Source organism: Paraburkholderia sp. BR14320, from assembly GCF_040948665.1.
Lineage (GTDB): Bacteria > Pseudomonadota > Gammaproteobacteria > Burkholderiales > Burkholderiaceae > Paraburkholderia > Paraburkholderia youngii.
Genome location: NZ_JBFPKG010000013.1, coordinates 100,123 through 113,520, shown reverse-complemented (window position 1 = coordinate 113,520; position 13,398 = coordinate 100,123). Strand labels below are relative to the sequence as shown.

At 62.7% G+C, this 13,398-nt stretch carries 14 protein-coding genes and 1 other RNA gene; 12 read left to right on the top strand and 3 right to left on the bottom strand.

Features of this window, described 5'->3' with window-relative positions; all coding sequences use genetic code 11:
* Positions 1-29: 29 nt before the first annotated feature.
* The 6 genes from AB3X89_RS15260 (at position 30) to AB3X89_RS15235 (ending at position 5,879) form a co-directional block, all read left to right on the top strand.
* A complete protein-coding gene (locus AB3X89_RS15260; RefSeq protein ID WP_368584030.1) occupies positions 30-986 on the top strand; it encodes a LysR family transcriptional regulator in 957 nt (318 codons plus the stop codon).
* A gap of 162 nt (positions 987-1,148) precedes the next feature.
* A complete protein-coding gene (locus tag AB3X89_RS15255) occupies positions 1,149-2,471 on the top strand; it encodes a Glu/Leu/Phe/Val dehydrogenase (RefSeq protein ID WP_176121823.1) in 1,323 nt (440 codons plus the stop codon).
* Positions 2,472-2,754: 283 nt separating this feature from the next.
* Positions 2,755-3,648, top strand: a complete 894-nt coding sequence (locus AB3X89_RS15250) for a glutamate/aspartate ABC transporter substrate-binding protein (protein WP_368584029.1) — start codon at positions 2,755-2,757, stop codon at positions 3,646-3,648.
* A gap of 91 nt (positions 3,649-3,739) precedes the next feature.
* Positions 3,740-4,480: an amino acid ABC transporter permease gene (locus tag AB3X89_RS15245; protein ID WP_368584028.1), complete on the top strand. Its 741-nt coding sequence runs from the start codon at positions 3,740-3,742 to the stop codon at positions 4,478-4,480.
* A complete protein-coding gene (gene gltK, locus AB3X89_RS15240) occupies positions 4,480-5,157 on the top strand; it encodes a glutamate/aspartate ABC transporter permease GltK (protein ID WP_176380894.1) in 678 nt (225 codons plus the stop codon). The genes AB3X89_RS15245 and gltK overlap by 1 nt, the downstream gene beginning before the upstream one ends.
* Positions 5,154-5,879, top strand: a complete 726-nt coding sequence (locus tag AB3X89_RS15235) for an amino acid ABC transporter ATP-binding protein (protein ID WP_176105077.1) — start codon at positions 5,154-5,156, stop codon at positions 5,877-5,879. Before gltK ends, AB3X89_RS15235 begins: the two co-directional genes overlap by 4 nt.
* Positions 5,880-5,980: 101 nt before the next feature.
* Here the strand turns inward: AB3X89_RS15235 and AB3X89_RS15230 are convergent, their stop codons facing one another.
* Positions 5,981-6,940 carry a class II glutamine amidotransferase gene (locus AB3X89_RS15230; protein WP_368584027.1) on the bottom strand — a complete coding sequence of 320 codons (960 nt, stop codon included), beginning with the start codon at positions 6,938-6,940 and terminating at the stop codon, positions 5,981-5,983.
* A gap of 163 nt (positions 6,941-7,103) precedes the next feature.
* On the opposite strand from AB3X89_RS15230, the gene pyrC reads away from it, so the two are divergent.
* From pyrC to rnpB, 3 genes are all read left to right on the top strand, one after another.
* Entirely contained in the window at positions 7,104-8,165 is a 1,062-nt protein-coding gene (gene pyrC / locus AB3X89_RS15225) for a dihydroorotase (protein ID WP_368584026.1), read from the top strand.
* An 11-nt stretch (positions 8,166-8,176) separates the two neighbouring features.
* Positions 8,177-9,103 (top strand): DUF3025 domain-containing protein, encoded by a 927-nt coding sequence (locus AB3X89_RS15220; RefSeq protein WP_368584025.1) that lies wholly within the window; start codon positions 8,177-8,179, stop codon positions 9,101-9,103.
* A 35-nt stretch (positions 9,104-9,138) separates the two neighbouring features.
* Positions 9,139-9,552, top strand: an RNA gene (rnpB, locus tag AB3X89_RS15215) — RNase P RNA component class A.
* A gap of 88 nt (positions 9,553-9,640) precedes the next feature.
* Here the strand turns inward: rnpB and AB3X89_RS15210 are convergent.
* The gene (locus tag AB3X89_RS15210) at positions 9,641-10,063 is read right to left on the bottom strand and encodes an OsmC family protein (RefSeq protein ID WP_026226035.1); all 423 of its coding nucleotides are present in this window, start codon (positions 10,061-10,063) and stop codon (positions 9,641-9,643) included.
* A 636-nt stretch (positions 10,064-10,699) separates the two neighbouring features.
* On the opposite strand from AB3X89_RS15210, the gene rplM reads away from it, so the two are divergent.
* The 3 genes from rplM (at position 10,700) to erpA (ending at position 12,133) form a co-directional block, all read left to right on the top strand.
* Entirely contained in the window at positions 10,700-11,128 is a 429-nt protein-coding gene (rplM, locus tag AB3X89_RS15205) for a 50S ribosomal protein L13 (protein WP_013090508.1), read from the top strand.
* A gap of 11 nt (positions 11,129-11,139) precedes the next feature.
* Positions 11,140-11,532 carry a 30S ribosomal protein S9 gene (gene rpsI / locus AB3X89_RS15200; protein WP_013090507.1) on the top strand — a complete coding sequence of 131 codons (393 nt, stop codon included), beginning with the start codon at positions 11,140-11,142 and terminating at the stop codon, positions 11,530-11,532.
* Positions 11,533-11,767: 235 nt separating this feature from the next.
* Positions 11,768-12,133, top strand: coding sequence for an iron-sulfur cluster insertion protein ErpA (gene erpA / locus AB3X89_RS15195; protein ID WP_013090506.1), 366 nt, complete (start codon positions 11,768-11,770; stop codon positions 12,131-12,133).
* Between the two features lie 122 nt (positions 12,134-12,255).
* Here erpA and AB3X89_RS15190 read toward each other — a convergent pair whose 3' ends face one another.
* Positions 12,256-13,386, bottom strand: coding sequence for an anhydro-N-acetylmuramic acid kinase (locus AB3X89_RS15190; RefSeq protein ID WP_368584072.1), 1,131 nt, complete (start codon positions 13,384-13,386; stop codon positions 12,256-12,258).
* Positions 13,387-13,398: the final 12 nt, after the last annotated feature.

Here is a 13,398-nt window from a genome sequence, read left to right as displayed (position 1 = left end):
TCTTCCCTCTCGCCGGCAAACGCACTCGCATGGAACTGAAATGGCTCGAAGACTTCATTTCGCTCGCGGAAACGCGTAGTTTCAGCCGCTCGGCCGAACTGCGCCACGTCACGCAGCCGGCTTTCTCGCGCCGCATCCAGGCGCTCGAAGCGTGGCTCGGCACGGAACTGATCGACCGTTCTGTTTATCCAACGCGGCTCACGGCGGCCGGGCAGGTGTTCAACGAGCAGGCGCTCGCGATGCTGTCGCAATTCCATGAGGCGCGCGCGCTGTTGCGCGGCCATACGGCGACGCCGCAGGCGACGATCGAATTCGCGGTCCCGCACACGCTGTCGCTGACTTACTTTCCGCGCTGGCTGCAGCGCATCGAAGCGCAGATGGGCCCGATCCACACGCGGCTGCGCGCGCTGAACGTGCACGACGCGGCGCTGTCCTTGGTGGAAGGCGGCTGCGATCTGATGATGGGCTATCACCATCCGAGCCACCCGGTCGCGCTCGATCCGGCGCGCTACGACATGCTGACGCTCGGCCACGAGCCGATCAGCCCGTTCTCGGCGCCCGCCCGCGCGGGCCGTCCGCGTCACACGCTGCCGGGCTCGGCCGACGCGCCCGCGCCGTATCTGTCGTACACGCCGAACGCATACCTCGGGCGCATGACCGAGGTGATTCTCGCGAACGCGCCGGAGCGCCTGTACCTCGACCGGCTCTACGAAACCGACATGGCCGAGGGGCTCAAGGCGATGGCGCTCGCTGGTCACGGCATCGCGTTTCTGCCGCATAGCGCGGTCGAAGATGCGGTGGCCGAAGGCCGGCTGATCCGCCTCGATCGCGCGATGCGCGGCACGCCCGAAGGGCAGTTGACGCTCAGCATGGAGATTCGCCTGTACCGCGACAAGCTCGCCGCGAAAAGCGACGACGCGCGCCAGATCCTCGTGCGTCAGTTGTGGGACGTGGTGTCGGAGGAGCTCAGGCGGAGCGCCGCCTGAAACGCGGCATAAAACTCGAGCTCGAACCTGCGTCGCGGCGACACGAACTTGCGGCTTTCCGAACGTTATGCAAGAAAGACATAACCGGATAAGGAAACGGCATTGGATTTCAATACGGCGTTTTTCCACAATGCCCGTACTCGATCAAACGCCGGAGCGTTCATGTCATCCCAGCAACAAGCCGCAGAATCGGCACAAGCCGCCTCAACGTTGCAGTCCGTTCCCTCCTACCTCAACAAAGAAGACCTCGGCCCTTGGGGCAACTACTTGCGCCAGGTCGACCGCGTCGCGCCGTACCTCGGTTCGCTGTCCCGCTGGCTGGAAACCCTGAAGCGCCCGAAGCGCATTCTCGTCGTTGATGTGCCCATCGAACTCGACAACGGCACGGTCGCGCACTTCGAGGGCTATCGCGTGCAGCACAACGTGTCGCGCGGTCCGGGCAAGGGCGGCGTGCGCTATCACCAGGACGTTACGCTCTCCGAAGTGATGGCGCTGTCCGCGTGGATGTCGGTGAAGAACGCGGCGGTGAACGTGCCGTACGGCGGCGCGAAAGGCGGTATCCGTGTCGATCCGCGCACGCTGTCGCGGGGCGAGCTCGAGCGCGTGACGCGCCGCTACACGAGCGAGATCGGCATCATCATCGGACCGAATACCGACATCCCCGCGCCGGACGTGAACACGAACGAGCAGATCATGGCGTGGATGATGGACACGTACTCGATGAATCAGGGGCAGACGGCCACCGGCGTCGTGACCGGCAAGCCGATCACGCTCGGCGGCTCGCTCGGCCGCCGCGAGGCGACCGGCCGCGGCGTGTTCGTGGTGGGCTGCGAAGCGGCTCGCCGGATCGGCTTCGACATCGAAGGCGCGCGTATTGCGGTGCAGGGCTTCGGCAACGTCGGCGGCATCGCCGCACGTCTGTTCCAGGAAGCGGGCGCGAAGGTCGTCGCGGTGCAGGACCACACCGGCTCGGTGTACAAGTCCACCGGGATCGATGCGGTCGCGTTGCTCGATTACGTCGCGAAGAAGGGCGGCGTCGGCGGTTTCCCTGAAGCCGACGCGATCACCGCTGATGAGTTCTGGACCGTCGAATCGGACATCCTGATTCCGGCGGCGCTGGAAAACCAGATCACCGAAAAGAACGCAGGCAAGATCAAGACCAGGATCATCGTCGAGGGCGCGAACGGCCCGACCACCACGGCGGCGGACGACATCCTGCACGATCGCGGCATCCTCGTGATTCCGGACGTGGTCGCGAATGCGGGCGGTGTGACAGTGTCATATTTCGAATGGGTGCAGGACTTTTCGAGCTTCTTCTGGACCGAAGACGAGATCAACGAGCGCCTCGAGCGCGTGATGCGCGAAGCGTTCGCGGCGGTGTGGCAGGTGTCGAGCGAGCAGAACGTGTCGGTGCGGACGGCGGCGTTCATCGTCGCGTGTAAGCGGATTTTGCAAGCGCGCGAGATGCGCGGCTTGTATCCCTGATGGACCCTGTCCTATCTTGTTGGAAGCGGCGGTGACGCGGCCCGGTATCCGGGCCGGGAGGCGAAACCGCCGAAATTTTGTGCATCAGCGCTGTCCACAAGACGGCGTGTTTGACCGGCGGGCGGCATCCTATCGATGCCGCCCGCCTTCTCGTATGCGCGAAACGGCTGTGCGACCGCGCCGCGGGCCCATCGAGGCGTGCGCGCAACAGCATGGTTAATAGGAATACTTTCAGAAAAATTACTTTGTTACACTGGCGCCGGTTCTTGCCAAGGAGATCAAGATGAAGGTTAAAAAAGCTGCGCTGTTGCTCGCCACTCTCGGATTGTTTACGGTTGGCGCGCATGCGCAAGACTCGGGGACGCTGAAAAAGATCAAGGATACGGGCGTCATTTCGCTGGGCCATCGGGAGTCGTCGATCCCGTTCTCTTATTACGACGACAAGCAGAACGTGATCGGCTACTCGCAGGATTACGCGACGAAGATCGTCGAGGCCGTCAAGCAGAAGCTGAACATGCCGAACCTGAAGGTGAAGCTCGTGCCGGTCACGTCGCAGAACCGCATTCCGCTCGTGCAGAACGGCACGGTCGACATCGAGTGCGGCTCCACCACGAATAACCTCGAGCGCCAGCAACAGGCTGCCTTCACGAACACGATCTTCGTGATCGGCACGCGCCTGATGACCAAGAAAGATTCGGGCATCAAGGACTTCCCGGACCTGAAGGGCAAGACGGTCGTGACGACCGCCGGCACCACGTCCGAGCGCCTGCTTCGCAAGATGAACCAGGACAAGAACATGGGCATGAACATCATCAGCGCGAAGGATCACGGCGAGTCGTTCCTGACGCTGTCGACGGGCCGTGCCGCCGCGTTCATGATGGACGACGCGCTGCTCGCCGGCGAGCGCGCCAAGTCGAGCAACCCGAACGATTTCGTGATCGTCGGCACGCCGCAATCGCGTGAGGCTTACGGCTGCATGCTGCGCAAGAACGACGCCGACTTCAAGAAGGTCGCCGACGACGCGATCGCAAAGGTCCAATTGTCGAGCGAAGGCGAAACGATCTACAAGCGCTGGTTCGAATCGCCGATCCCGCCGAAGGGCCTGAACCTGAACTTCCCGATGAGCGACGACATGCGTGCGCTGTTCAAGAACCCGAACGACAAGGCAATCGACTAAACCCTAGCTGCTTTTTCGACACTTTCGAAACGCTGAACGGAACGGAAGGGGCCACGCGCTTCTTCCGTTTCTTTTTGCCGGAGTCTTGGTCATGTCATATCACTGGAACTGGGGCATTTTGCTGAGTCCCGTCTCCACGGGCGAGCCGACCACCTACCTGGGCTGGCTGCTCTCGGGGCTGTGGGTGACGGTCACCGTGTCGCTGTCGGCATGGGTGATCGCGCTGATCGTCGGCTCGCTGTTCGGTGTGCTGCGCACGGTGCCGAACAAATGGGCGTCGGGCGTCGGCACCGTCTACGTCGCGATTTTCCGTAACATTCCACTGATCGTGCAGTTCTTCATCTGGTATCTGGTGATACCGGAGTTGCTGCCCGTGTCGATCGGCACCTGGTTCAAGCAATTGCCGCCGGGCGCGCAGTTCTTCTCGGCGTCGATCGTGTGTCTGGGCCTCTTCACCGCCGCGCGCGTGTGCGAGCAGGTGCGCTCGGGCATCAACGCGTTGCCGCGCGGCCAGCGCGCGGCAGGTCTCGCGGTGGGCTTCACGCAATGGCAGACGTATCGCTACGTGCTGCTGCCGGTCGCCTACCGGATCATCGTGCCGCCGCTCACCTCCGAGTTTCTGAACATCTTCAAGAACTCCGCGGTTGCCTCGACGATCGGTCTGCTCGATCTGTCGGCGCAGGCGCGCCAGCTGGTCGACTATACGTCGCAAACTTATGAGTCGTTCATCGCGGTCACGGTCGCGTACATGCTGATCAACGTGATCGTGATGCTCCTGATGCGCTGGGTCGAAGCGAAGTCCCGGCTGCCAGGCTACATCGGAGGCAAGTGATGCATCATTTCGACTGGAGCGGTATTCCGGGCGCGCTGCCGACGCTGTGGACCGGCGCGATCATCACGTTCAAGATCACGCTCGTCGCGATCGTGTTCGGCATCATCTGGGGCACCATTCTCGCGATGTTTCGACTGTCGTCGGTCAAACCGCTCGCATGGTTCGCGCAGGGCTACGTGACGCTGTTCCGTTCCATCCCGCTCGTGATGGTGCTGCTGTGGTTCTTCCTGATCGTGCCGCAGGTGCTGCAAAGCGTGCTCGGTCTGTCGGCCGACATCGACATCCGGCTCGCCTCGGCGATGGTCGCGTTCTCGCTGTTCGAGGCCGCGTACTATTCGGAGATCATTCGCGCCGGCATTCAGGCGGTGCCGCGCGGCCAGGTCAACGCCGCGTTCGCGCTCGGCATGACCTATGGGCAGGCAATGCGTCTGATCGTGCTGCCGCAGGCGTTTCGCGCGATGGTGCCGCTGCTGCTCACGCAGGGGATCGTGCTGTTTCAGGATACATCGCTCGTGTACGTGATCAGCCTCGCCGACTTCTTCCGCACGGCCACGAATATTGGCGATCGTGACGGCACGAATGTCGAGATGGTACTGTTCGCGGGTGCGGTTTATTTCGTGATCTGCGTTATCGCGTCGAGCCTCGTCAAAAGTCTTCAGAAAAAGGTCGCAAGATGATCTCTATCAAGAATGTTTCGAAGTGGTACGGCCATTTCCAGGTGCTGACCGACTGCACGACGGAAGTCAAAAAGGGCGAAGTGGTGGTGGTGTGCGGGCCGTCCGGCTCGGGCAAGTCCACGCTGATCAAGACCGTGAACGGCCTCGAGCCGTTCCAGAAGGGTGAGATCGTCATCAACGGCCAGTCGCTGACCGACAAGAAAACCAATCTGTCGAAGCTGCGCTCGAAGGTCGGCATGGTGTTCCAGCACTTCGAGCTGTTCCCGCATCTGTCGATCGTGCAGAACCTGACGCTCGCGCAGGTCAAGGTGCTCGGCCGCTCGAACGACGAGGCGACCGCGAAGGGCCTGAAGCTGCTCGATCGCGTCGGCCTGCGCGCGCATGCGGACAAGTATCCGGGGCAGCTGTCCGGTGGTCAGCAGCAGCGCGTGGCGATTGCGCGAGCGCTGTCCATGGACCCGATCGCGATGCTGTTCGACGAGCCGACTTCGGCGCTCGACCCGGAGATGATCAACGAAGTGCTCGACGTGATGGTCGAACTCGCGCAGGAAGGCATGACGATGATGTGCGTGACGCACGAAATGGGCTTCGCGAAGAAGGTCGCGCATCGCGTGATCTTTATGGACAAGGGTTTGATCGTCGAAGACGACCGCAAGGAAGACTTCTTCGCGAATCCGAAGTCGGATCGCGCGAAGGACTTTCTCGCAAAGATCCTGCACTGAGATTCGCCGGGCAGGCCTCGTTGCCGAGGCTTGCGTGGGGATCAAAAAAGCCGCTCGGTGGAGCGGCTTTTTGTTGCCTGGCTGAGGGCGACGTCAGCGGTTTATGACTCGAACGCCGCCGCATCATCCGCGGCTTCGAGATCGGGTTCGCTGTCGGGCGAATGCGTGGCTCCATGCGTGCCCACCGGCTGCGCGCCGTTCGACGCCGCGATCGTCGTCGCCGATGCGGATGCATCGAGCGCCGGATTGCGCAGCTTTTCGAGCACCGAGTTCGGCACCGGGATATGGGCCTGGCCGATCACTTCGCCATGCCGGAACATCAGCAGATCGCCGGGCTTGAACGCGGTCCACACTTCGTTGTCGGTCAGCGGCTTGGTCGCGATGACGGCGACGCGGTCTTCGGGCGTCGTGTATTTGGCGAAATCGATCGATACGTCCGCGTCGACCAGATGCGCGGTCGAAAACGGCCAGTGACGCACGAGGTAATGCAGATGCGTCGAGCAATGCGCGAACAGCGCCTGGCCATTCGACATCAGGAAATTGAACACGCCGTATTGCGTGATTTCACGCGTGAGCGCCTCGAGCGCGCCGAACAGCTCGTCGAGCGGCTGCTGCTGCGTGGCCGGGAAAGCCTTGCGCAAACCCTGCAGCAGCGCGCAAAACGCGAGTTCGCTGTCGGTCGTGCCGACCGGCTGATACACGCCGTTCAACTCCGGCGCGTAGCCCTGCAGATCGCCGTTATGCGCGAAGATCCAGTGACGCCCCCACAGTTCGCGCATGAACGGGTGGCAGTTTTCGAGCAGGATGTGCCCTTGCGTCGCCTTGCGGATGTGCGCGATCGTGTTTTTCGATTTGATCGGGTAACGCTTGACCATCTCGGCGATCGGCGAGGTGGCCGACGATTGATGATCGATGAACAACCGGCAGGCCTTGTCTTCAAAGAAGGCGATGCCCCAGCCGTCGGCGTGGTGATCGGTGACGCCGCCGCGCGCCGCAAAGCCGGTGAAGGAAAAGGTAACGTCCGTCGGCGCGGCGCAGTTCATTCCGAGAAGTTGGCACATGTTGCGGGTGAGCCTGTGAACGGAGCGAGCCGTTACAATGATGATTTTCCAAGCATATCACCGAGCCGGAGACGCCAAATAGCAAAATTGACACGTGTTTGGGCCGCTACAACGCGGTTTGACCGGTCGATCAGCGAGGCGCGCGAAGTCTCGTATTCCTGCCATGACTGCTTCCAACGTTTCCCCCGATTCCGTCACGCTGGTCCGCCCGGACGACTGGCACCTGCACGTGCGCGACGGCGCGATGCTCGCAGCCGTGCTGCCTGACACCGCGCGCCAGTTCGGCCGCGCGATCATCATGCCGAACCTGAAGCCGCCGGTCACGACGACCGCGATGGCGAAGGCGTATCGCGAGCGCATCATCGCCGCGATCCCCGAGGGCGCGAAATTCGAGCCGCTGATGACGCTGTACCTGACCGACAACACGCCGCCCGACGAAATCCGCAGCGCGCGAGAGAGCGGCTTCGTGCACGGCGTGAAGCTGTACCCGGCGGGCGCGACGACGAACTCGGACGCGGGCGTCACCGATCTGATGAAGTGCGCGAAGACACTGGAAGTGATGCAGGAAGTAGGCATGCCGCTACTCGTGCACGGCGAGGTGACGGATTCGGACATCGATCTGTTCGACCGCGAGAAGGTCTTCATCGATCGCGTGATGATGCCGCTGCGCCGCGCGTTTCCGGCGTTGAAGGTCGTGTTCGAGCACATCACGACGAAGGACGCGGCAGACTACGTCCGCGAAGCGGGCGTCGCGCCGGAGCTGCTGGGCGCTACCATCACCGCGCACCATCTGCTGTACAACCGCAATGCGATTTTCCAGGGTGGCATTCGTCCGCATTACTACTGCCTGCCGGTGCTCAAGCGCGAGACGCATCGCGTCGCGCTGGTCGAGGCGGCGACCTCGGGCGATCCGCGTTTCTTCCTCGGCACCGACAGCGCGCCGCATCCGAAGGGGCTGAAGGAGCATGCGTGCGGCTGCGCGGGCTGCTACACCGCGCTGCACGCGCTCGAGCTCTACACCGAGGCATTCGACAAGGCCGGCGCGCTCGACAAGCTCGAAGGCTTCGCGAGCTTTCACGGGCCGGACTTCTATCGTCTGCCGCGCAATACGGAGAAGGTCACGCTGCGTCGCGAGGAATGGACGCTGCCGGCCGAACTGCCGGCTGGCGATACGCCGGTCGTGCCGCTGCGCGGCGGTGAATCGATCGGCTGGCGTCTCGTTTGAGGCTGTGTTAAATGCCCGAGCGTGAGGCGGGGCAGCGCGCTGCCAATATTGATGTGGCGGCGAACGCCGGCTCCGCGGTAGCGCGTGAAGCCGCGGCCCAAGCTGTACGCGGCATGGCACCCGAGCCTGTGCCAGCAGGCTTCGCCGCAATCGACTGGTCGACGCCGTGGTTCGCGCAATTCGCCGCACGCGGCGAGCGTTGGCAGCAAGCCGCGCTGACCGGCCACGCTGACCTGCTCGCCGCGATGAATGCCGACGCGGCCCAGATGCAACAGACCACCGGCCGCGGCCAGCGGCTCGCGTTTATCGCGCAGGACGATCTGCCACCGGGCGCCGCGTACGAGGGGCATATCGCGTCGACCGGTTGCGTGCCGACGCGCCACAATCTGCACGACTTCTTCAACGGCTCCATGTGGTTCGCGTTTCCGCGCATCAAGGCAGCGTTGAACGCGCGCCAGTCGGCGGAACTCGACGTGCTCGGCGTCGGCCCGACGCGTGGCGGCGTGCGCGACATGCTGACCCTGTTCGACGAAAACGCGCTGCTGTTCGCTTGCGCCGATCCTGCGCTGAGCGCCGCGCTACGTGGTTTCGACTGGCAAACGCTGTTCGTCGCACGGCGCGACGCATGGGGGCGCGACTGCGAAGTACGTTGCTTCGGTCATGCGCTGCTCGAAAAGCTGGTCGCGCCGTTCAAGGGCTGCACCGGCCATGCGTGGATCGTCGACGTTCCGGCCGAATATTTCGACTGGGACACCCTGGCGCGCGACGCATGGCTCGATGAAGCGGTCAGCACCGCGCTGCTCGGCACCGACGCTTTGACCAGCCGCCTGTTCGCACCGCTGCCGGTGCTCGGCATTCCGGGCTGGTGGCCCGAGAACGAATCACCCGCGTTCTATGACGACACGAACGTGTTCCGAGCGGGGCGGCGCAAGCGTTAGGTGCTTTTGCGTTCGGTGTTAAAATCCGCGCCAGCAAAGCAGGCTAGGCAGTCGCGGCCTCGGCGGCTTCGGCCAACGAGGGCGAGGAAAGTCCGGACTCCACAGGGCAGGGTGATGGCTAACGGCCATCCGTGGCGACACGCGGAACAGGGCAACAGAAAGTAAACCGCCGATGGCCCGGCGCAAGCCGGGATCAGGTAAGGGTGAAACGGTGCGGTAAGAGCGCACCGCGGCTGTCGCAAGGCAGACCGGCACGGTAACCTCCACCCGGAGCAATTCCAAGTAGGCAGGCGCGCATCTTCGCGATGCAGGACGGGGCCCCCGTCTCGTCTGCGGGTAGGAAGCTTGAGCGCGTCAGTAATGGCGCGCCTAGAGGAATGGCTGCCACGCGCGTCGCGTCTCCGGACGTGGGGCGTGCACAGAATCCGGCTTATCGGCCTGCTTTGCCGCTGAATAAGAAAAGCCGGCGTCCGTTGGGACGCCGGCTTTTTCATTTGGGGCGCGGATGGCGGCCCGTGGCCGCTGCCCCTATCGCGCTCAGAGCGCCACGATGTCGAACGAATGCGTGAGTTCGGCGGTCTTCGCGATCATGATCGACGCCGAGCAGTATTTGTCGTGCGACAGATTGATCGCGCGCTCGACAGTCGCCGGGTTCAGATTCTTGCCCGTCACCGTGAAGTGGAAGTGGATCTTCGTGAACACTTTCGGATCTTCGCTTGCGCGCTCGGCCTTCAGCGTCACCGAGCAGCCGGCGATCTCCTGGCGGCTCTTCTTCAGGATCATCACGACGTCGTAGGCGGTACAGCCGCCGGTGCCGAGTAGCACCATTTCCATCGGACGCGGTGCGAGGTTGCGTCCCCCACCCTCGGGTGCGCCGTCCATCGCGACCAGATGGCCGCTGCCCGTCTCGGCCGCGAACGCCATCCCGTCCTGTCCCATCCAGCTTACTTTGCATTCCATGCTGTCACTCCCACCGCGCATCGCTTTGTCGAGACGGCATTGTAGCCCGGTGCCTGACAATTAGCTCAGGCCGACCGCATCCGCTATCCATGCACACTGATTGCTTTCTTGCTGCAGCGCGGAATGGACGGACGATTCCCTCATTCCGTGCTCGCTTTAGGGGTTTTACTCTAGCGGATGTCTGATGCCGTTTGAATTGTTTTGCCCTTGGTGCTTGATCCATAAGGGATTTTGCAAAACCTTCTCAGTGCGCCGAATCTATCGCATTATGAAAGCGCGTTTCGCAATGCAAATATTCTTGCGTTGCACAAGGGCGACTCTTATAATCCACTCATCGTTGCAGCAGTTCTGCAACCTCCGCTGTCTCCTCCACCTCCTCCTTTGGTGGATTAAACCCGAACCACTTGTTCGGGTTTTTTTTCGCCGGCCGTTGTCCGTCGTTTTGCCCCGATTTCGTACCGCCCATGGCGAGCGCATCGCGCCTTTTGACTTGCGGCTACAAATTCCTTTATAATTCAGGGCTTTTCCGCATCCGCGCCCGCGGAAGAAGAACCAGGGAGAGCCTGCACGCGCCTCGATGCGCACACTACAAGCAGGAAAGAACACACTGGGCGCAGCAATTTTTTTGGATCGATCATGAAGACGTTTTCCGCAAAAGCCCATGAGGTGACGCGCGAATGGTACGTGATTGACGCGACGGATAAGGTTCTCGGGCGTGTCGCCAGCGAAGTGGCACACCGTCTTCGCGGCAAGCACAAGCCTGAATTCACTCCCCACGTCGACACCGGTGATTTCATCATCGTTATCAACGCAGGCAAGCTGAAGGTCACGGGCAACAAGGTTACCGACAAGAAGTACTACCGTCACTCGGGCTACCCGGGCGGTATCTATGAAACGACGTTCGGCAAGATGCAGGAACGCTTCCCGGGCCGCGCGCTCGAGAAGGCGGTCAAGGGCATGCTGCCGAAGGGCCCGCTCGGCTACGCGATGATCAAGAAGCTGAAGGTCTACGCTGACGCAACGCATCCGCATTCGGCACAACAGCCGAAGGCGCTCGAGATCTAAGGGGAGCCCACATGATCGGTAACTGGAATTACGGCACGGGCCGCCGCAAGAGCGCCGTCGCTCGCGTGTTCATCAAGGCAGGCAAGGGCGACATCGTTGTGAACGGCAAGCCCATCGCCGACTACTTCTCCCGCGAAACGTCGCTGATGATCGTGCGTCAGCCGCTGGAACTCACGAACCACGGCACCACGTTCGACATCAAGGTCAACGTGACCGGTGGCGGTGAAACGGGTCAAGCCGGTGCGGTTCGCCACGGCATCACCCGCGCTCTGATGGACTACGACGCAACGCTGAAGCCGCAACTGTCGAACGCTGGCTTCGTTACCCGTGACGCTCGTGAAGTCGAACGTAAGAAGGTCGGTTTCCACAAGGCACGTCGCCGCAAGCAGTTCTCGAAGCGTTAATCGTTTCGGGCGCGAACCGGCCTTCACGCCGGTTTGCAGAAAAAAGCCGCCAACGCCATGTGCGAAGGCGGCTTTTTTTATGGTTCACTGGGGTTGGCGGCCAGGTCTCGTTCGCTCGAGCGGCAACGGCTCGCCTTGCATCGACCTTGCAACAAGAACCCATTGATTTTGTGGGCATCAGCACGATATCCGGAACAGCCCTACAATATCGGCTAAAGCTTTTTGGAGAGTTCGAATGAACGCAGTCACCGACACCCCCGTGACCGAGATGCCGGCCCCCTTCGTCTTTACCGACGCAGCGGCTGACAAGGTCAAGCAACTGATCGATGAGGAAGGCAACCCGGAGCTCAAACTGCGCGTGTTCGTGCAGGGCGGCGGCTGCTCGGGCTTCCAGTACGGCTTCACGTTTGACGAAGCGATCAACGAAGACGACACCGTGATGAACAAGAGCGGCGTGCAGCTTCTGATCGACTCGATGAGCTACCAGTACCTGGTCGGCGCAGAGATCGACTACAAAGATGACATCAACGGCGCGCAGTTCGTCATCAAGAACCCGAACGCGACCACGACCTGCGGTTGCGGTTCGTCGTTCTCAGTCTGAGCGAAAAGGCTGATCAAGCCACAGCGAAAACGGGGCCTCGGCCCCGTTTTTTTATTGCCTCCGCGCCGCGAAAGCAGCGCGGCGGCAAAAGAAGGCGTGGGCTTCTTCGCTGTGACCTCTCCTCACCGCGGATAAATCGCGCCCAGCACCCGCTCCGCGGACGCCCCCGTCACGCTTGGCAGACTGCCCGGTAGACGCGCGATGCAGCGCATCGCGAGCCACGCGAACGCGAGCGGTTCGACCTGGCTCGGCGGCACGCCTAGCGCGTCGGTAGTCAGCACGGGCACACCGCTCACGCCGCTGTCTTCGAGTGCCCGCTGCAATGCCTTCATGATCTCCGGATTGCGCGCGCCGCCGCCGCACACGTACACAGCCCGCGCGTCGGATGCATGCCGCTCGATCTCGCGCGCGACCGTCACCGCGGTCAGCGCGACGAGCGTCGCCTGCACGTCGGCTGGTGCGAGCGCGGCGAACGGTTCGAGCTTCGCATCGAGCCATGCGGTGTTGAACAGATCGCGGCCGGTGCTCTTCGGCGGCTGCTCGGCGAAGAACGGCTCGTCGAGTAGCGCGTTCAGCAGCTTGCGATCGACCTGGCCGCTCGCCGCGAAATGACCGTTTTCGTCGAATGGCTTGCCGAGATGGCGCTCGGACCACGCGTCGAGCAGCGCGTTCGCCGGGCCGCAGTCGAAGCCGCGCACCCCGCCCGTCGCGTTCAGGATCGTGATGTTGCTGATGCCGCCGAGATTGCAGACGACGCGTGTTTCGTCCTTCGCGCCGAAAATCGTCGCGTGAAAAGCGGGCACGAGCGGCGCGCCCTGGCCGCCCGCCGCGACGTCGCGGCTGCGGAAGTCGGCGACCACGTCGATATGCAACATCTCCGCGAGCAGCGCCGGGTTGTTGATCTGCCGCGTATAGCCCTTTTCTGGCCGATGCCGCACGGTCTGCCCATGCACGCCAATCGCGCGGACCTCGTCGGCCGATACGCGGCTGTCGCGCAGCAGATCGTGGCAGCACACCGTGTAGCGCGTCGCGAGCGCGTTGGCGGCGAGCGCCTCGCGCTCGATCTCGTTATCCCCCGGCTGTTGCAGCGCGAATAGCGCCTCGCGGATGCCGGCCGAAAAGCCGACGAACGCCTCGGCCAGCACTTCGGGCGGTTTCCCCGTGGCAAACCGGACGGCCACGCCGTCCACACCGTCCATGCTGGTTCCCGACATCAGTCCGAAATAGATGCCGTCTGCGGGGTCTTGCGCCACGTCGCTGCTCCT